Genomic DNA, 19,728 nt, shown 5'->3' on the forward strand with positions numbered 1-19,728 from the left:
TTTAAGGATAGTTATGGCAGGCAATAGTATTGGGCAGGTTTTTACGGTTACCACTTGCGGTGAGTCGCATGGCGCAGGCCTTATGGCGATTGTTGACGGTGTGCCACCAGGTTTGGCGTTATCTGCAGAAGATTTGCAAGTAGACTTGGATCGCCGCAAGCCAGGATCGTCTAAGTACTCAACCCAGCGTCGCGAGTCTGATGAAGTCGAAATCATCTCTGGTGTTTTCGAAGGCAAAACCACGGGGACGTCTATCGGTCTATTGATTCGTAACACCAATCAAAAATCAAAAGATTATAGCGACATCAAAGATACCTTCCGCCCTGGGCATGCTGATTATACTTATAGCATGAAATATGGCTTCCGTGATTATCGTGGCGGTGGTCGTTCATCTGCTCGTGAGACTGCCATGCGTGTGGCAGCGGGTGCTATTGCAAAGAAATACTTGCAAGAACGTCTGGGCGTACAAATTCGTGGTCACGTGACCCAAATCGGTAGTGAGCACAGTAATGTCCTAGAGCCCAGCCAAATCGATTGGGCGTTCGTAAATAGCAATCCGTTCTTTTGTGCTGATAAAGAAGCGATTGGCCGTTTTGAGACTCTCATTGATAGTCTGCGCCGCGAAGGGACCAGTTGCGGTGCCCGTCTTGAAGTCATTGCAAGCGGTGTACCCGTAGGTTTGGGCGAACCAGTGTTCGATCGTTTAGATGCCGATATCGCGCATGCGATGATGAGTATTAATGCGGTCAAAGGGGTTGAGATTGGTGATGGTATGGACGTGGCAGGTCAATTCGGACATAGTGCTCGTGATGAGCTGACGCCAGATGGGTTTGCGGCCAATCATGCAGGTGGTATCTTGGGCGGTATCTCATCAGGGCAAGATATCCGTGTGAGTATTGCGCTAAAACCAACGTCTAGTATTACCACGGCTGGTAAGAGTATCAATACGCAAGGCGAGGCAGTCGATATGCTGACTAAAGGTCGCCATGACCCATGCGTTGGTGTACGTGCGACGCCCATCGCAGAGGCGATGCTAGCAATTGTAGTGCTCGATCACTATCTGCGTCACCGCGGTCAAAACGCGGACGTGAAACCACCAGTGCAATCAATCACCTAGTATTTCCGTCGTAGAGTAATCAGCCCTTCATCGTTTTTAGTATTCAATTACTAGAGGCGATAAAGGGCTTTTTTGTGGCTCGTTATAATATCGATTATGTTTAAATACATTCAGCGTGTTGAACTGTTAAGGTATTAGGCTGCCAATTGATACGCATCAATAGCCACATATTGCTGATGCCGAAAGACCAGTAATAATCGCTGACTGGGAATTGCTAACCAGTGCCCAAAATCAATGCTACTCAGCCCTTGGTTTGATAATATCTCTATACAATGATAACGGCTATGACCTACTAAATTTCTAATAGTAAGGCTGTCAGTGAGTAATTTTGCCATTTGATATCTTTTCCTAATTTGCTTTACGAATTTGGCTGTTCAACAGCCTATAGCGCTATCGTAAAGTGAAGAGATAGAAATCATATGCAGTCATGATGGAAAATTGATGAACTGCCGTATATGTTTATTTTTAAGCCAATGGCAGGGTGATGCTAACGATAACGCCAGAACGTTGCTTTTGATGGGTGCTGAGTTTACTAGCACTAGGTTTACTCTTGTCGGCATGGGTGTTGCTAATAGTGACTTGACCACCGTGATGTTCGATGACTTGTTTTACCAAAGTCAGTCCAAGCCCTGTACCTTTTTTGAGCGTACTACCAGCGTTAGTAGCCGGTTTTGATTCAGCGGTTTGGTAAGTGGGTTGGCTCTGATGCGATAAGCTAAAATAACGCTCGAAAGCTTTTGCGATAGCATAATCCGGTAATAGCTTGCCATCATTAAATATGTCGATAGTTACCGTCCGCGCTGTACCATGCAAAGAAACTTCAACAATGCTGTCAGCAAAATGAATGGCATTATCTAGTACGTTCTGTAGCACTTGTATCAACCAAAACTCATCAGCGAACACGCTAGTAGACGCTAAGATATCTGCTGGCAAGTCTATGTTGTTGGTCACTTGCTCATTATCAATATAGATATCAATAGGTTTAAGGTTCTGCTGCTGCTGTTTAGCTGTATTGTCTTTTATCAGGCTCTGCAATAATGGCAGTAGGGACGTTGGCTGACGATTGAGCTTAAAGGTAGGCTGCTCCACTTTAGCAAGTAATAGCAGTCGATCGATAAGCTGCTGCATTTTTATACTTTGTTCACCTATCGTTTCGATAAGCATCTGCCGATCATCATGATCAAGGGCATTTCCATCGATGCCATCATCCTCTAATAGCTCACCACTGGCGCGTATCGCAGTCAGCGGGCTTTTAAGCTCGTGCGTCAACGTATGCACATAGTCAGTGACGTAAGCACGATTCTCCAAGCGATGTTTCATGGATTCGATGGTGTCTGTCAGGCTGTTTAGTTCATGACCGAGATAAAAGTAGGGCTTTTTGGTGTCTTCTGCCAGTGCGCTGGTATATTGGGTGACTAAGGTGATACTTTGCTTAAGCCACCATGCTACTAGTCCTGCCAGAATAAGGGCTGCGATGCTCATAAATAGCGCGGTGATGAGCATGCGATTACGCGTATCGTCTAAGTAGGGCAATATGCTAGCGACAGGCTTGCCGACACTGACCACGCCCATAATGTCACCAGACGGATTTTTGATGGGCTGAGCCACATACATGACTGAACCATCACGCCGTTGGTAATCTTTTAGCGTACTTCTTGCGCCGTACTGACCTCTTAGTGTGAGATAGACATCGTTCCAGCGTCCGTAATTCTGTCCTTCGTTGTTATCAGGTTTGGGGAGCGAATCGTAAATGACCTTGCCACTACTGTCTGTCACATATACTCGAAAGCTGGTATGGTTTTTGGTCTGGTAGACAGGGCCCAGACTATCGTCAGTCGTTGACATATCAACAAACGCAGCATCAAGCTGTGCCTGATAAGCTTCATCATAAAGCTGACCTGTAGATAGAGGTACCTGTAGACTAGCAGCAAGTAATTTACTGGTATCTAGTAGGGTATCTTCAATGACTTGCTGTGCAGTGGGCTTGACGTAGCCAAATAACTGAGTAAAGGCAACCACACCGCAGACAATGAGTACCAAAGCGACCGCCAACCAAATTCTAAAGAATATACTCAGATTGAGCAGTCGTTTGCGTTTAGGGACTTGCTGCGCAGTACCAATAGGGTGCAGCTTGGCATACCAATTGCTTTGATCATCGTCGATGTTGTGATCACGATTGATGTCACTATTGCTATTACTATCACTACGGTTATCGGCTTTGTGATTCATAGGTTCAAAGCCATTATCAAGCAGGACATAGTGCGTAACCCAGTCCGCGATGTGTGTGAATCACATCGATACTCGCATCGACGGTCGCCAACTGCTTACGAATCGACTTAACATGACTGTCTATGGTTCGCGCCAAGCGATGATCGGGATAGTCACTTACTGCATTAAGCAGTTGTTCGCGACTAAACACTTGGTTCGGTGCTTGTAATAATGACAGTAAGATTTTGCGTTCTGTATTACTGAGCTCAAGCTTTTGTTCTTGCCATCTCAATGAGTAATTAAGCGGCTGATAGTGCCAAACACCAGATTGATTTTCGAACGTCAGTGCCTGCCCAGTTAGGTTGCTTGCGGGCGTGTTTTCAACTTTGTCATTAGTTGTATAAGATTCAGACTGCTGAACCAGTAACTGCTCACGTCGCCAAATGGCTTTTAAGCGTGCGACTAGTTCACGTGGACTAAAGGGCTTGGCACAATAGTCATCACCGCCCATCTCCAACCCCAAAATACGATCGACCTCATCGCTACGAGCAGTCAAAAAAACGATAGGTAAATCTTTTAGCGTATCGATATCAGTTGCATGGCGTATTTGTTGGCACAGACTCAGACCATCACCATCTGGCAGACCGACATCCATAATAATCGCCGATAGGTCGCGAGCCTCATCACTATGCAGCATGGGTAACACACTACTGGCATTATCTAACCATGTCATATCCCAGCCTTCACGCTTGCAAGTCACTTTGAGTGACATGGCAATAGCAGGATCATCTTCTACTAGTAAAATATGGGTCATAGTCTCTACATCGTCTTATAAGCTTATTAAATTATCGTAGCACAAAAGCGTATATTGCTATTGCTGCCATGAGTCAAATGATGTGAAAAGTTAATGGAAAAGGGAGGTGCTAAGTAAACCGTTTATGACGTTACTCCCTTAATGCATTCAATAAAAAAGGTCAGCTCAATGAACCAGCTGACCTTGATAATAAAGATTAAGCGTGATTGTCTATTAACAGATTAAGCGAAAACCTATTTCAGACCTTTGCAGTTGGCATAGTAACTCACTGTAGCAGGCCAATCTGAAAAAATACCCTGAACACCAACGTCTTGTGCTAGTACGTCAATATAATTCATCATATCACCATCATTGTTGATAGCATCACCAAGACCGCTATAGTACCAATCACCACCATCAGTTAATGGTCCTGAACGCTCTATTGACCACGTAATGATTTTAAGACCATTAGCTTTGGCTTGTTTTGCGTATTCTGATGGTTGCATATTTCCCTTACCGTCAGTAGTGACTAATAGCCAAAGTGCTGGTGCAATGGTGTTGATGCCACGTGCTTTGATATCAGCCAATGAGTGCTTCCAAGTGGTTGCGTCATCTTTATCAAACGTTTTATCGTCAGCGGTCTCGTTGCTGTCATCAATGAGGTAGACGGCATTGGCGCCATAAGCTGGCTCTTTTTTGATCCAGTAATCAAGATCTTCTATATTGAATGACTGAGCAAACACATCGCTTGCAGGTACGTTGGCAGCTTTATAAGTGTCTATCAGCTGTTGGCGATAGTCATCTAAACGATAGCCATTAAACGGCATAGCTACTGCAGGCGCTTTTAGCTCAGGTGTGTGCTTCATACCCAGCTGGCGTGCCAATGCAATATGCTCTTTTAACGTCATCACCTTGCCGTTTTGTGAGTACAAATCCGTTCGCCAAGGCGCGGTTGCATTCATATAGTCACTAATGCTGGTCGCTTCTTTATTGGCAGCATCCATTTTACCTGTCAAGGTTTTAAACTCAGCACCGCTAATATCTGAGGTGCGGCATTCGATACTGCCGGCATTGGTAAGTTTGCCTTTAGCATCTAAGATGGGCGGTACGGTACATTGCTTGGCCAGCGGCGTGGTCAAAATATTAGTAGTGGTGTGCAAATCGTTTTGGGCATGACGACAGACAAGCTCCCCATCATTGGTAAACGCCACATCACATTCCAAGATGCCAGCACCCATTTGCGCTGACGCCACGTAGCTGTCATAGGTATGTTCAGGCAGTTGTAATGGCGCACCTCGATGGGCAATAGAGAAGTCAGTCTTACTTGGCAGTTGCCCTCTGCAGGCCTGTAGCTCTTCTTTTAGTGGTCCCTCGTCCATATCATTGATCAGATAAAACGGACGCACGCCATAGGTGTATGCAATAGGTGAAGACGATTGCGGTTGCGTCGTCGATGAAGGGGCTTTTGATGTGAGCATTGAGCGGCTATCGGCAGTGCAACCTACTATCAATAATGAGCTGATCAGCGTTAAAGGTAAGGCGAGATTAATCTTATTAACCTTGGCCGGCGTCTGCTTACTCAGCTCAAGCGCTGATTTATTAGAAATTGTCATGTAAAATGTTCCTGCAAAATTATAAAAATCCCATCGGTTATATGGATAGGAATTAAAAAAATAACGTTTTGCTAAAAAGCACTAAAGTCAATGTATTCTTGTAAAAGCTTAACCGTGTAAGAATTTAGCATTAATGCGGACACTATTGTAGGCAAGTGTACTAAAGAATAGACAGTTAACAGTATTTAAGCTTGATAGTATTGAACCTATCGGTCTTAAGATCATATGTGTCTTTTTCTAGAGTTCACATTTTTGCTATGGTCTGTTTCATGCTGCACTATTGACCATACTCTCAAACTAACAGATGATATTGACCATATAATGACACACACATTATTTTGGCAAAAAAGATAGAAATGCTTAAGGCATATCTCACTACATTATTAAGGATAACTATGAGTAACTATTTAGACGCAGTCGTCGTTGAGCACAATCCCTCTCAAAAAAAGATAGATCGCGCAGTGATTTGGCTGCATGGCTTAGGTGCTAGCGGTCATGATTTTGAGCCAGTGGTACCGCAGCTTGGCTTGGCTGATGATATGGCAGTACGTTTTATCTTCCCACATGCACCTAAACGCCCAGTCACGGTAAATGGCGGCATGGTGATGCCAGCATGGTACGACATCATAGAGATGAGTCTGGAGCGTAAAGTAGATGTGGCTCAGATTGAAGAGTCTGCTCAGCAGATACAAGATTTGATCAGTCGTGAGATAGAGCGCGGCGTGTTACCAGAGCATATCGTTATTGCAGGGTTTTCGCAGGGCGGGGCAGTGGCATATCACGTGGCACTTGGCTATCCAGAACGTTTGGCTGGCTTGATGACGCTCTCTACCTACTTAGCGACCAATGATAATATTGAGTATAGTGCCGCGAACAAAGACATGCCCATTTTGATTGAGCATGGTTCTCATGATCCAGTCGTGCCTGTCATCCTAGGTGAGCAAGCGAAGCAGTTATTGTCAGCAAAGGACTATAATGTGTCTTACAATACGTATCCGATGGCACATCAAGTTTGTATGCCGCAGATTCAAAATATTGGTCAGTGGTTAAACACTGTTTTGGCGTAAATTATTAAGCTGTAACGTAATGTAATGCAGGCTACTTATAGGTTGAAACATAACCGATATCTCCTATATAATAGGCGACCTTATTGGGGATGTTCTGGCTTCGACGCTGGTGATGAAACTCAATGATGCATGTCGAGAGTGTATGTCCTCTCGTTAATCAAACATATATTGTTATAGTCGCAAACGACGAAACTTACGCTCTAGCAGCATAAACCCTGCTTACTTAGTTGCTGATCACCTACAGTTGGTTAACTAAGTTGAAGCGTCCGCATGTAGGCTCGCCACAAGGGATTGTCTCAATCGCTTGGGTTCAAAAGTAGAGAATCGTCCAATCCATCCTGACTGTCGGATCGGTGCGGACTAAAATTAAAGACAGAAACTAAACATGTAGATTCATGAGCGTAATGCTGGCGGACGCGGGTTCAACTCCCGCCATCTCCACCAAACATTGATAAAGGGCTGACCGTCATAGACGATCAGCCCTTTATTTTGCCTGTTTTTTAGGTTTTAATTTCTATCTTGTTCTATAATGATCTATATAGAATGTTGGTATTACTAGTAGTACCGAATATTATAAACCTGCTCAATATCAACAAAAATAGTTTGACCCTCCCACGCTATCCTATCATCAAATCGCATAGTTTCTGGTCTAATAAATCATGTCAGTTGTACCATTTTAATCAACGAAATCTCTATCTTAAGTGATGAGGTTTGCGCTCTAATACGCCCATTCAAAACTTCTGAGTCTAAAAAATATATTGCAGAAAGTGAATTTATAGGTAAAGTAGAGACTCAACGGGTCATATTTTAAGGATTAGAGATGATTATCGAACTACAAGGAAGTAGGTTGACACAAGCGATCCTAGAACGCAGCGATACCGGTGTATGGTGTGCTGTGAGCAATGTTAATGACGATCATGCGATGGCAACTATCGATAATGAGTATTACGAATTATTGGTCACTATCGTATCTTTTGAACAAGATAAGTTTTTCTGCGATCAAGGCAATTTATGGCGCTATGCTGTACCGATTAAAAAAGTTGAGCTTACTCAGGATGAAGTAGGACTATAAGCGGTTATTGTCTAAAACAGTTAGGCCTTGTGGGTCTGAGCATGAGGATTTATAGTCATTCAACGATGCGCTTGGACTACTTTAGTTGCTTCTTTAGCGGTTAATTGTATGTCATGATGTTTATGTAGAATAACAATGGCACGCATAAAACAGTTAGGACATCGGAACTCTAAGATATATTCAGGTGGCTGCTCCTATTATCCCAATTGTTTAACTGAACAATCATATTCATCGTAGGAGTCGTCATTATGGATAGGGGAGTTGTAGGAAGCGAGTTGACCCGTTCAATGCTTAAGAATGGTCACCAAGAAGTATGGTGTGCAGTGAGCGACATAAGCGATGAAGATGCGTTAGATGACCAAGCGGATAACGATTTTACAGCTTGTATTGTAAATTTTGAAGAGGGGCAGTTTTATTGTAATGCTGATAGGACGTGGCTTTATGCTGTGCCAATCGAGATAAGTGAACTGACACAAGATGAAGCTGGTTTCTGAGTAATAGACATAAGTCAGATAGTTGTTGATGAGAGTCATTTGTAGTGATATATTTTCGATTATATTGCGCAACTATTGAGGGTGTTATGATGAAATTGTGGTCAGCGTTTATTGTATCGTTATTACTCATGGCACCCGCCATGCAGGCGAATGCTCAGAATAAGCCATGCTCTGGTAAAATGGGCGGTGTGTCTCATTGCGAAGGTGGCAAGTTCGTGTGTAAGAATGGCAAAATTAGCCAGTCGAAGAGAGTATGTAATGGCTAATAACGCAAACACATTTCGGCATCGTCTGTTACCTTTGTAATTAAAAAAGTAGCTATAGCGCCCGGCTCAAAAGTATGTCGCACCATACTTAATTTTGATGACATTATAAGTTGAGCACTCGTTTACTGTCTTTGCTCATGACTACTAAATATCAAAAATCCGATCACTTAAGGTGGTCGGATTTTTTGTTTTACTATTACTTGTTGAAAGCGTTAACAGCAGGGGGGCTTATAAATCTCTGTTAGAGAAGTCATAAATAAAAGGCGTGATTTTAATAATCTAGCACTAGATGCTTGGTAGTAGGCTTTTGTTATCTAATCAGCTCATAATATTCACTTGTCATCATCCATAATTCTGATTATTCTTAGTTGTGGCCTAATTTTAGCATCAGAAGATGTACTCATAAGAGTAAGGTGACATTAAAACAACTACAGGGAATGTACTATGTTAGGAAAAATGATGTATCAGCCATTGCTGATCAGCGGTCTTATCGAACACGCCGCGCGCTACCATGGCGATACGGCGGTTTTGTCCAAAGAGGTAGATGGTCAGATGACTCATACCAATTGGCAGAGTATTTCGGATAACTCAAAACGACTGGCTAATGCCTTGTCTGCCCTTGGACTCAAGTCTTCAGAGCGCCTTGCGACACTAGCGTGGAATAACCATCGTCATCTAGAAGCGTGGTACGCCATTTCAGGCAGTGGGATGGTTTGTCATACCATCAATCCACGCTTATTCCCTGAGCAGCTAAGCTACATTATCAATGATGCTGATGATCGTGTGCTTTTCTTTGATGTCACCTTTTTGCCATTAATTATGGCAATTAAAGAAGATATTAAAGGTATTGAACACTTTATTTGTCTAAGTGATCGAGATGATGATGTTGTCGCAAAGCTACCGAATGTATTATTCTTTGACGAATTACTAGCAGATCACTCTCCTGACTTTGAGTGGCCTCAGTTCGATGAGTCTACTGCCAGCTCGTTGTGCTACACCTCAGGTACGACAGGCAACCCTAAAGGGATATTGTATACCCATCGCTCGTCTGTACTTCATGCGATGGCACTGTGTATGCCTGATGTCTCAGCGCTATCTGCTCAAGATGTCTTGCTGCCTGTCGTGCCTATGTTCCACGTCAATGCGTGGGGCACACCTTATGCCGCTGCGTTGACTGGTTGTTCCTTGATGCTTCCAGGTCCCAATCTTGATGGCGACAGCTTAGTTTCCCTCATTGACGATTATCACGTAACCGTCGCTTTGGGTGTCCCAACAATTTGGCAAAGCTTATTAACGGCAGCTAAAGCCAGAGGAAGTAAGCTAGACAGCATGACACGTACTATCGTTGGCGGGGCTGCCTGTCCACCATCAGTAATCAAAACCTTTAGAGAGGATTTCAACTGCGATGCGGTACATGGCTGGGGTATGACGGAGACCAGTCCGCTTGGAACAATGAACCAAATCAAAGCTAAGCATAAATCTTTGAGTAAAGATGAGATTAATGAATTACGTAACTCTCAAGGTCGTCCGCCTTATGGCGTGCAGTTACGCCTCATAGATACTGATGAGCCGCTTAAAAAAGTGAAAGAAGATGGTATCTCACAAGGTCGCCTACAAATCAAAGGTCACTGGATTATCAACGACTACTATACAGAAAACCCTGATGCCATTACGGAAGATGGCTGGTTTGATACCGGTGATATTGCCACCATTGATTCTGATGGTTATATGAATATTCGTGATCGATCAAAAGACTTAATCAAATCTGGCGGGGAGTGGATATCTTCAGTAGAACTTGAGAATATTGCAGTAGCACATCCACAGATAAAAATGGCAGCCGCAATTGCTGCAAAACACAAAAAATGGGGTGAGCGTCCAGTATTAATTGTAGTTAAAGAAGAAAATGCAGAGCTCGACGAGGCACAAGTACTGAGTTTTTATGAAGACAAGATTGCTAGCTGGCAAATACCTGACAAAGTTATCTTTACAGACAGTATTTTGCTCAATGGTGCTGGAAAAATGGTGAAAAAAGATTTACGTGATGACTATGGTGATGCATTACTAGAGATGTGATGGCGTGTTCTTAGACCATGGCATCAGTATCATCTTAAAAGGCTCTAATATGATAACGACATAGGTTTTGCTGAGTGTAGTGGTACAGGTTAGGATATTTAAATGTTTTCTGACTTGTACCGCAACTTTAATTGCTATGGCAATGGCGCATGGAAAATTAATGGACGGCGCTTTTGAATAAACTTCGATAGAGCAGGACAGTATAGAACGCCAGATACAACAAAGCCCCTGATATCAGGGGCTTTAGCTGTTCTATAAGATAGTATAGGACTATGTAATGGTACCCGGAGCCGGACTTGAACCGGCACGCTATTGCTAGCGAGGGATTTTAAATCCCTTGTGTCTACCAATTTCACCACCCGGGCAAAACTTGTTTTATCTAATATGTAAACCAGCTGATAGACCATCTGGTTACTAGATAAGTGGTCGCTATTATAATCGGTTGGGATAATAATGCAAGCCAAAATTAACGTAAAGTTAATAAATAATTGGAGGCTGGAGTCGGAATCGAACCGGCGTTAACGGAGTTGCAGTCCGCTGCATGACCACTCTGCCATCCAGCCAATCAAGGTGGACTATATTAGCAAAAATATGCCAAATTACAAGTCATTTTTCATGCAAACAAAGGTTATTTTTGATTAATATATATTTACCCTTTATTTTCAACTGGTTGAGTCGCTAGTCATTTAGTTATGATTAGATAATAAAAGGATAAAGATGTGTTAAATATCAAATGTCAATTTGATGACCAATCTCTTTATCATTACCTTTAGCCTTTTTATTTTTTTTGGCGTCGTTTGTATCTATGGATAATCATACCTGCGAGTAGTAAGTGACTCGGTTATTACGCAAAAATCCCGCTAATCCAAGACCGTAACGTTCAGCGACACGCACGGCTGTACTGGTAGGAGCAGACATACCGACGAGCCAAGGTATGCGACTTCGAATAGACTTCTGCACCAGCTCAATCGATAGGCGTGAGGTCATGAGTACGCAATCCACCGCTACTTTTTGGCGTAGTTGCCAACCGATTAATTTATCAAGCGCATTGTGGCGCCCTACATCCTCAAACAAGTATAACTGCTGATTATATATTGTTGCTGCAGCATGCACAGCACCCGTTAATTGATGGGTGTGCTGTGCGGCATCCACTTGCTGACGTAATGCCAATAGATAGTCAAGGCTTGGTGCAGTCGCCTTAGAACTATGTATGTTTGCTCGTGAGTGATGGCTCAAGTCGGGCAACGCCTGTGTCAGGCCAGTAATACCGCACATACCGCAGCCTGTACGCCCTGCTAGTTGACGTTTCTGAGCTTGAATGCGTTGATGGCAACGCTGGCTTAAGACCAGCTCTACGACATAGATATCATAATCTTGAAATTGTTGTAAGCTTTGCTCCAATGATGATGGTTCGAAATTCTCATCTCTTGAAGCCTGAGCAAACTTTTGGTAGCTATCAATATCCATAAGATGAGTTACTTCCCAGTCGAGTAACTCGTGACTGTGCTGGATCAATCCTTCACTAAATAAGAAGCCAACAGCCAGGTACTCTAGCTGATAAGGGCTAGCCATCAGTACCGCATAATGAATCCCATTAATGATAATTGAAACCGCTGCTTCTATGGCCAAACTGGTGGTCTGAGATTCGATATAAGCTTGAGCAGTATGGTCCTCACTATTAAGTCCGTCATTATCTGATGAGTAATAATGCTTATGCGCTAAGTGGTTACGAGCAAGCAGCATCTCAGATACTACGTTATCCTCAGATGCGCCAGTCATAACCACTTTAGTTTCAGCTGTATCATTGATCATAGCAGTAGTGCTAGGCAACTCATTTTGCTCAATGCTATCTTCAGTTATCGTAGTCATTTACGCAGGCTCAGCTATTCGAGCACCTGCATTGACGCGCTCCAAAATAACGGTCGTCGACTTGTACGCTGGAATATGAGAGTCTGGCGCATGTGTGTCTAAATCGAATAGGTCATTACATTCAGGATAGTAAGCGGCAATGGCGTTAGAGGCAATGTCCATCTCCGTTAATATCAGTGGACCTAGTATGCGTGGTTGTCCTGAACGGTCTTTAGCACGTTGGCGAGTCACCATAATATGGTCACCTTTTTGCCAGCCTAGGCGGCTTATCTCATCTGGATGCATAAATAGCACATCGCGGCGATTGGTTTGGCGATAGCGGTCTTTGAACCCGAATATCATGGTATTGAACTGGTCATGACTACGGACGCTGGTCAATTGCCAAACTTTTTGCGTTACGTTCTGCGTTGTATTCTCGTCATCAATGCCCTGCGCATCTTCCATTTGGGCTGCAACATACGTAATGGGGTACTGCGGTATTTCAAACTGCGCTTTGCCGCTCTCAGTATTCCATACGCGGTGACGCGCCGCATGATACAAATGAAAACCGCGTTCCGAGTTGCGAATGCGCTGATTGAAATCTTCAAAACCGTTAATAGCTTGGGCGATATAGTCGCGAATAAGGTCAAAATCTTCGCTCATCGCAAGCCAAGGAATAGAGGAGTCGGCGCCGAGCACATGAACCGCGATATCTGCCACAATTTGTGCTTCAGATTTTAAAGTGTCGCTCACAGGTTTTAGCTTGCCTTGAGTGGGAACGATCTGACACATTGAGTCTTCGATCGTGGCAAACTGCTCACCTTTTGTCGTCGTAATGCGCTCAGTACGACCTAGGCACGGCAAAATTATATTATTTGCACCTGGATATAACATCGTCTCATTAAGCTTAGTGCCGACAAATATATTGAGCTGAGTAGTGGTTAATGCTTGTTCTATAGCGCTCGTATCAGGGGCTGCTACCGCGTAATTACCGCCCATACCCATAAAGACTTTTAATTGACCCGCGATAAGCGCTTTGGCACCTGTGACGACGTCGTAGCCATGCTCTTGCGGCATAGGGCGCTCAAAGACACGTTCAAGATTGTCCAGTAGGCTCTTGCTAGGGCGCTCGTGGATACCCATGGTGCGATCGCCCTGTACGTTGGAGTGACCACGAACGGGAGAGGCGCCTGCACCATCAATACCGATCATACCCATCAGTAGCAGCAAATTGGTAATCATTGCGACATTGTCATCGCCTTGCACATGCTGGGTGATGCCCATGCCCCAAGTACAAATCGTCGCTGGGCTGTCAGCAACCAACTTAGCGAGATTAACAATATCTGTTTGAGTGATACCGCATCCAAGCGTGATATCTTCCCAAGTTTGCGCTGTTAGCCATTGTTTTAGCGGTTCAAAACCTGAGGTATGAGTGGTGATAAAGTCATGGTTGATTCTATCGTTTTCAATCAGCCATTTGGCAATGCCCGTCAATAGCGCGGCATCCCCGCCGATTTGAATCTGAATGACATCATCAACCATGTCAGCACTTTGACCAGCTGCCATATGCGTTGGTTTTTGCGGATTTCTAAATTTATTTAAACCTTGCTCACGCATCGGATTGATTGAGATGATTCGGCACCCTTGCTCATGTGCGTATGCAAGCATCTCCAGCATACGTGGATGGTTTGTTGCTGGGTTTTGCCCAAACATCAAAATAAGCTTGGCTTGCTCAAAGTCTTCTAGCATGACCGTCGCTTTACCAATACCTAACTGTTTGCTGAGCATGACCGATGTGGGCTCATGACACATATTGGAGCAATCAGGTAAATTATTGGTACCAAAACAGCGTACAAATAACTGATATAAAAAGGCTGGCTCGTTGGTCACGCGCCCTGATGTGTAAAATAGGGCTTCATCGGGTGAATCAAGCTGTCCTAGTTGTTCAGCGATCAAGCTATAAGCCGTTTCCCAAGGAATAGGGACGTAGCGATCTTGCGCGGTATCATAATAGACAGGCTCTGATAAACGACCACTATGCTCAAGCTCGTAGCCAGACCATCCTTGTAACTCGGTGACGGTATGCTTCGCAAAAAACTCAGCATCTGCTTTGTGAGTCATGGTCTCACTAGCAATGACCTTGATGCCGTTTTCACAAACATCGATGGCTTTATGCGACTTATGATCAGGCCATGCACAGCCTGGACAGTCAAATCCGCCTTGAGGTTGGTTACTTTTGAGCACGCTAAGACCACCTCGTAAAAACGTCTGATAGTCCATCAGTTTTTGAGTCGATGAGATCAGCGCAGGCCAACCAGCAGCAGGGTGGGAATAAATAGGAATTTTGCGCATGACAGACCTCATAGATAGATGACAATAGCGAAGCATTGATAGACAACAACTATATAATGGTCAACAGAAACTTCATATGATCATTAACTATAGATAACAAAAAACCTTCAAGAAAAATCAATTCTCTTGAAGGTTTTAGGAGTTGCTAAAACAGTTATATCTGCTACGTAAGATTTATAAGTTGAAAGGTTTTAGCTTAAAATTAAGCTGTCGTCTTCAACCTTTTCGCCGCGTGTTTGCTCAAACATATCTAGTAGATCGTGTACGGTCATGCCTTTACGAATATCTCCAGACACATCCAAGACCACTTGCCCTTGGTGCAGCATTACGGTACGCGTACCATGTGCCAAGGCTTGCTGCATAGAATGCGTCACCATCATGGTGGTGAGTTTGTTGTCGGTGACGATTTTATCTGTCAATTCTAAAACGAAAGCGGCGGTTTTTGGATCGAGGGCAGCAGTATGCTCATCGAGCAATAAAATCTTAGAGGGCTGCAATGATGCCATAAGCAAACTTACGGCTTGACGTTGACCACCAGAAAGTAAACCCATACGGTCTGTCAGACGATTCTCTAGACCTAATTTCAATACTGATAACTTTTCTCGGAACAAGTCACGGTTGTCTTGGTTAAGTGCAAACTTCAAACCGCGCTTGCCGCCACGCTTGTAAGCCAATGCCATGTTTTCTTCGATGGTCAGCGCTTCACAAGTACCTGCCATCGGATCCTGAAAAACGCGAGCAACCCAGTGTGCACGTTGATGGGCGGATTTTTTGGTGACATCAATGCCATTTAGCAAGATTGAGCCACTATCGACGCGCGTTGTACCGCTGACGGCATTCAAAAAAGTCGATTTGCCTGCGCCATTGGTACCAATGACGGTAACAAACTCACCATCAGCGATATTCAAACTGATACCACGTAGGGCAGGGTTTTCGATAGGTGTGCCCGGATTAAAGGTCAGCTGTAAATCAGTGGCTTGCATCATAATCGTTATTCCTTATTGTCTCTTCAAGCATTGCAAGTGCTGTGAGCACTTGCTTTAACTGTCATTAGGCGCGAACCCTGCGTGATAAAAACTTCGTTTTTGCTTTTGGCAATACTAAAGCCAATACCACGAGTAGAGCAGTAATCAAGTTCAAATCCTGCGGACCAAAACCGATACTACGTAAGGTATCGCTTGATAGCGCTACCTGAATGAACAGCTTGTACAATACCGCACCGACCACAACAGCAAAGGTAATCAGCCAAATACGCTTGGCAGGAATGATGGTCTCACCAATGATGACCGCTGCTAGACCGATGACGATGGTACCGATACCGATAGAGATATCAGCGCCGCCTTGGGTCTGGACAAATAGCGCACCCGCTAAGGCAATCAAGCCGTTAGAAATCGCCATACCGATGATGGTCATCCATGAGGTATTGATACCTTGCGCCTGTGCCATTCTTAAGTTTGAGCCAGTAGCGCGCATCGATAGCCCGGTTTCGGTGCTATAAAACCAGTTTAAAAATAACATCGCGAGCGCGACGACGACACCGATAATCAGACAGCGCATCCAATAGCCATTACCGTCAGTGACTAAGCTACTAAATACTGTCGTTTCACCAAGTAAGGGTAGGTTTGGCGCACCCATAATACGTAGGTTGACAGAATATAGAGCGACCATCACCAAGATACTAGCGAGCAGTTGCAGGATACCGAGCTTGACGTGCAGCCATGCGGTGACGATACCAGCGACTGACCCTGCTAACATACCAAAAGCACAGGCGATCCACGGGTTGATACCAGCGACGATAGAGATACCAGCGACGGCGCCGCCTAACGGAAAACTACCGTCAGCGGTCAAATCAGGAAAGTCGAGCGTACGAAATGAAATCAGCACACCGAGTGCGACTAGGCCGTAAATCAGACCACTTTCAAGCGCACCAAAAAAAGCAATTAAAGACATAAGAGATCAGTAAGTCATAACCCAGTGTCTAGCGTATGGTATCAAGATAGGTAAGTGGCAATGGCCAAAACCTCTACATGCTAAACAGCTAAGCGGTGAATTTAACAGATTAAGCAATCTGCGGTTAGGGTAAACCAAAACAGGTCACGATTAATAACGATCATAAGTTACCTTGGTTTAAAGCTCTGATTCAAGCAACAGCAATATTCGATGAGGTAAAGTGTATTTTACGCAACAAGTACCAGATAAGCCACAAGCTAAATACCGCAATATACGAAACAAGCTTATTGAAATAGGCGTTACTGAAACAAGAAGCCCAGCCTACTGATTCATAGCTGGGTTTCTTGTCTAACATTTAACATCGAAGCATAAGATAGACGATCAATTAATAAGCGTTACGGCTATCTTATAACGGCTGCTACTCTGAGCCAAATATAAAGGTGCGTTATTCTACCACTTCTTTTGCTTTATCGATAACCGCTTGTGACAAAGTAATGCCTTCTTCTTTGGCATGTTTTGGGCTGACATATAGATTAAGCGCTTGCGGGGTATAAACAGGGATAGCGCCTGCTTTTTCACCGTTCAGGATACGCACGACGATTTTGCCCGTTTCACGGCCAAGCTCATAGTAGTCCACGCCTAATGCTGCAACTGCACCGCGCTCAACCGAGCTGGTATCCGATGCGATAAGCGGGATTTTGCTTTCTCTTGCGATTTGATAGAGTGACTCGTACGCAGATACCACGTTGTTATCAGTCGACGTATAGATCATATCGACCTTGCCTTCAAGACTACGGGCTGCCATCGCAATATCATTACTACGCTGTGCTGGCGCTTCGAGTACATTGATACCTAGCGGCGTTAGTTTCTCTTTTAGGTTCTTTAGGATAATAGTCGAGTTGACCTCGCCTGGGCTATAGACATAACCGACGTTCTTTAACTCTGGAATGATTTGACGCATTAACTCGATTTGTGGCTCATATGGTAGGGCGTCTGATGCGCCTGTGACATTGGTACCAGAACCATCTAGAGTAGGTACGAGCTTGGCCGCTACTGGGTCAGTCACAGCAGAGAATACTAGTGGAATGCTGCTAGTAGAAGCGGCAACAGACTGTGCAGATGGTGTGGCGATGGCAACGATAACATCTGGTGCATCAGCGACGAATTGCTTGGCAATCTGTCCTGCAGTCGCCGTATTACCCTGCGCGCTTTGGAAGTTAACCGTTAGGTTTTCGCCGTCCTTGAATCCTGCTTCGTTCAGTTCATCAATGACCCCTTTACGCACATCATCAAGCGCTGGGTGTTCGACGATAGCAGTGATAGCGACTGTCTTCATCGCTACCGTATCACCGCCTACTGCACCATCAATAGTATCTGGATCATCTGTGGGTGACTGATTACAGCCTGTCAAGATAGCGGTGCAGACGCCGCCTAATAAGATAGCTTTGCCAAAATTAAAACGACCAAAACGATTTTGAGACAACATGGGTTTTACTCCTAAAATAATAGTGTGTCCATACACTATATAAATAATGAATGTGCTAATGGATAGCTGAATACTTTTTATTTGGTATCAGTATCAACATTGATGGCATTTTTTAACAAGTCTGCCGGCAAGTTGGCACCTTGTGTTTTAGCGTGCTTAGGACTGACATACAAGGTCAGATCGTTCATGACTTCAGGTTCGATAGTATTGACGGCTTCACCGTTTAATACACGATATACCATTTTGCCTGTGGTACGTCCAAAGTCATAATCGTTGACACCCAAAGCAGCGGTGGCGCCGCGTTTCACACTGAATTCATCAGATGCGATAATCGGTAGCTTTAGCTCATTTGCTGCTTGCGTCATTGCTTCAAAGGCAGATGCAACGTTGTTGTCAAATGAGGTATAAATAATATCTGCACGTCCCTGCAAACTACGTGTTGCCATACCGATATCGGTTGGGCGGTTGGCAGGAATATCTAATAACGACAGACCTCGTGCTGGCAAGGCTTGTTTGAGACTCTCTCGCAATGATACTGAATTGGCTTCGCCTGGACTGTAGACATAGCCTATCGTTTTTAGGTCAGGCTTTATCTGCTGCAACAAATCTAACTGCGGCTCTAGCGGGAGCTGACTTGATAGTCCGGTCAAATTGCTTTGAAAAGGCTTGCCATCTTCGGTGATGAGCTTGGCACCTAGTGGGTCTGATACCGCGGTATAGATAATAGGAATCGTGGTGGTCGCCGCTACAATCGACTGAGCTGATGGTGTAGAGATTGCCACGATGGCATCTGGATTGTCTCCTGCAAACTGCTTGGCAATCTGTCCGGCTGTCGCTGTATTACCTTGCGCACTTTGAAAATTAACCGTTAGGTTTTGACCTTCGACATAACCATTATCTGCCAATTCATCAATAATACCGCGGCGCATATCATCTAATGAGGGGTGCTCAACAATTTGGGTAATGGCAATGGATTTGGCGGGTTTGTCTGTAGCGCTACTATTTTCAGTTGTCGCTGCAGTATCAGTAGAGGAGTTTGAGCAGCCGATGAGGCTAAGTGTGCTAACAGCACTAAGAGCAACGCCATATAGGCTCAAGCGTAGAGTAGAAGCAATAGTCATTATTAGATTAACTCATAGGTTATATCAATCACAAAAGTCAAATGAGTGCTATCAGAGTGGTCGTGACTACTTGTAGTAGTGCTCAAACCATCTGTCAGGCTCTTTTTTTGATTGTTGAAAAAGGATATTGGAGAATGCAGATTAGTCGAGTCAATGCTACGTCGATAACAAGATAGCCGGCTAACCATTAAATACAGTAATCGTTCCATCGATTATTATGTTTATATTATGACAGCAATGTAAGTTATCGCAATAAAAAATTAAAGCG

Annotated in this window: 16 protein-coding genes, 2 tRNA genes and 1 other RNA gene; 7 read left to right on the forward strand and 12 right to left on the reverse strand. The window is 44.2% G+C overall.

All coding sequences use genetic code 11. The features are described from left to right. Positions 1 to 13: 13 nt before the first annotated feature. Positions 14 to 1,117 (forward strand): chorismate synthase, encoded by a 1,104-nt coding sequence (gene aroC, locus AC5JPY_RS12185; RefSeq protein ID WP_493852601.1) that lies wholly within the window; start codon positions 14 to 16, stop codon positions 1,115 to 1,117. Positions 1,118 to 1,251: 134 nt separating this feature from the next. Here the strand turns inward: aroC and AC5JPY_RS12190 are convergent, their stop codons facing one another. The 4 genes from AC5JPY_RS12190 to AC5JPY_RS12205 form a co-directional block, all read right to left on the reverse strand. Then, positions 1,252 to 1,452 carry a hypothetical protein gene (locus AC5JPY_RS12190; protein WP_493852602.1) on the reverse strand — a complete coding sequence of 67 codons (201 nt, stop codon included), beginning with the start codon at positions 1,450 to 1,452 and terminating at the stop codon, positions 1,252 to 1,254. A 130-nt stretch (positions 1,453 to 1,582) separates the two neighbouring features. After that, on the reverse strand, positions 1,583 to 3,346 hold the full coding sequence (creC, locus tag AC5JPY_RS12195; protein ID WP_493852603.1) for a two-component system sensor histidine kinase CreC: 1,764 nt from the start codon (positions 3,344 to 3,346) through the stop codon (positions 1,583 to 1,585). Between the two features lie 16 nt (positions 3,347 to 3,362). Continuing rightward, the gene (locus AC5JPY_RS12200) at positions 3,363 to 4,139 is read right to left on the reverse strand and encodes a response regulator (RefSeq protein WP_493852604.1); all 777 of its coding nucleotides are present in this window, start codon (positions 4,137 to 4,139) and stop codon (positions 3,363 to 3,365) included. Between the two features lie 233 nt (positions 4,140 to 4,372). Beyond that, on the reverse strand, positions 4,373 to 5,731 hold the full coding sequence (locus AC5JPY_RS12205; protein WP_493852605.1) for a glycerophosphodiester phosphodiesterase family protein: 1,359 nt from the start codon (positions 5,729 to 5,731) through the stop codon (positions 4,373 to 4,375). A 395-nt stretch (positions 5,732 to 6,126) separates the two neighbouring features. Here AC5JPY_RS12205 and AC5JPY_RS12210 point away from each other — a divergent pair, with 395 nt between their 5' ends. The 6 genes from AC5JPY_RS12210 (at position 6,127) to AC5JPY_RS12235 (ending at position 10,703) form a co-directional block, all read left to right on the forward strand. Further along, positions 6,127 to 6,798, forward strand: coding sequence for an alpha/beta hydrolase (locus AC5JPY_RS12210; RefSeq protein WP_493852606.1), 672 nt, complete (start codon positions 6,127 to 6,129; stop codon positions 6,796 to 6,798). An 85-nt stretch (positions 6,799 to 6,883) separates the two neighbouring features. After that, positions 6,884 to 7,242: a transfer-messenger RNA gene (ssrA, locus tag AC5JPY_RS12215) on the forward strand. A 376-nt stretch (positions 7,243 to 7,618) separates the two neighbouring features. Then, positions 7,619 to 7,870, forward strand: a complete 252-nt coding sequence (locus tag AC5JPY_RS12220; protein ID WP_493852607.1) for a hypothetical protein — start codon at positions 7,619 to 7,621, stop codon at positions 7,868 to 7,870. Positions 7,871 to 8,118: 248 nt separating this feature from the next. Continuing rightward, complete coding sequence (locus AC5JPY_RS12225; protein WP_443524460.1) at positions 8,119 to 8,364, forward strand: hypothetical protein; 246 nt, start codon at positions 8,119 to 8,121, stop codon at positions 8,362 to 8,364. A 179-nt stretch (positions 8,365 to 8,543) separates the two neighbouring features. Beyond that, the gene (locus AC5JPY_RS12230) at positions 8,544 to 8,630 is read left to right on the forward strand and encodes a YdcA family protein (protein WP_493852740.1); all 87 of its coding nucleotides are present in this window, start codon (positions 8,544 to 8,546) and stop codon (positions 8,628 to 8,630) included. Between the two features lie 444 nt (positions 8,631 to 9,074). Continuing rightward, on the forward strand, positions 9,075 to 10,703 hold the full coding sequence (locus tag AC5JPY_RS12235) for a long-chain fatty acid--CoA ligase (RefSeq protein ID WP_493852608.1): 1,629 nt from the start codon (positions 9,075 to 9,077) through the stop codon (positions 10,701 to 10,703). Between the two features lie 278 nt (positions 10,704 to 10,981). Here the strand turns inward: AC5JPY_RS12235 and AC5JPY_RS12240 are convergent. From AC5JPY_RS12240 to AC5JPY_RS12275, 8 genes are all read right to left on the reverse strand, one after another. Further along, a tRNA-Leu gene (locus tag AC5JPY_RS12240) sits at positions 10,982 to 11,068 on the reverse strand. 124 nt (positions 11,069 to 11,192) lie between these two features. Beyond that, a tRNA-Cys gene (locus tag AC5JPY_RS12245) sits at positions 11,193 to 11,266 on the reverse strand. A 250-nt stretch (positions 11,267 to 11,516) separates the two neighbouring features. Then, complete coding sequence (fdhD, locus tag AC5JPY_RS12250) at positions 11,517 to 12,482, reverse strand: formate dehydrogenase accessory sulfurtransferase FdhD (RefSeq protein WP_493852741.1); 966 nt, start codon at positions 12,480 to 12,482, stop codon at positions 11,517 to 11,519. A 90-nt stretch (positions 12,483 to 12,572) separates the two neighbouring features. Continuing rightward, positions 12,573 to 14,903: an FdhF/YdeP family oxidoreductase gene (locus AC5JPY_RS12255; RefSeq protein WP_493852609.1), complete on the reverse strand. Its 2,331-nt coding sequence runs from the start codon at positions 14,901 to 14,903 to the stop codon at positions 12,573 to 12,575. A 191-nt stretch (positions 14,904 to 15,094) separates the two neighbouring features. Then, positions 15,095 to 15,889 (reverse strand): ABC transporter ATP-binding protein, encoded by a 795-nt coding sequence (locus AC5JPY_RS12260; RefSeq protein WP_443524455.1) that lies wholly within the window; start codon positions 15,887 to 15,889, stop codon positions 15,095 to 15,097. A gap of 64 nt (positions 15,890 to 15,953) precedes the next feature. Then, entirely contained in the window at positions 15,954 to 16,853 is a 900-nt protein-coding gene (locus AC5JPY_RS12265; RefSeq protein ID WP_493852610.1) for an ABC transporter permease, read from the reverse strand. A gap of 445 nt (positions 16,854 to 17,298) precedes the next feature. Continuing rightward, positions 17,299 to 18,339 (reverse strand): ABC transporter substrate-binding protein, encoded by a 1,041-nt coding sequence (locus AC5JPY_RS12270; RefSeq protein WP_493843470.1) that lies wholly within the window; start codon positions 18,337 to 18,339, stop codon positions 17,299 to 17,301. Positions 18,340 to 18,416: 77 nt separating this feature from the next. After that, on the reverse strand, positions 18,417 to 19,460 hold the full coding sequence (locus tag AC5JPY_RS12275; RefSeq protein ID WP_319050156.1) for an ABC transporter substrate-binding protein: 1,044 nt from the start codon (positions 19,458 to 19,460) through the stop codon (positions 18,417 to 18,419). Positions 19,461 to 19,728: the final 268 nt, after the last annotated feature.

It is taken from the genome of Psychrobacter sp. H27, assembly GCF_059072655.1.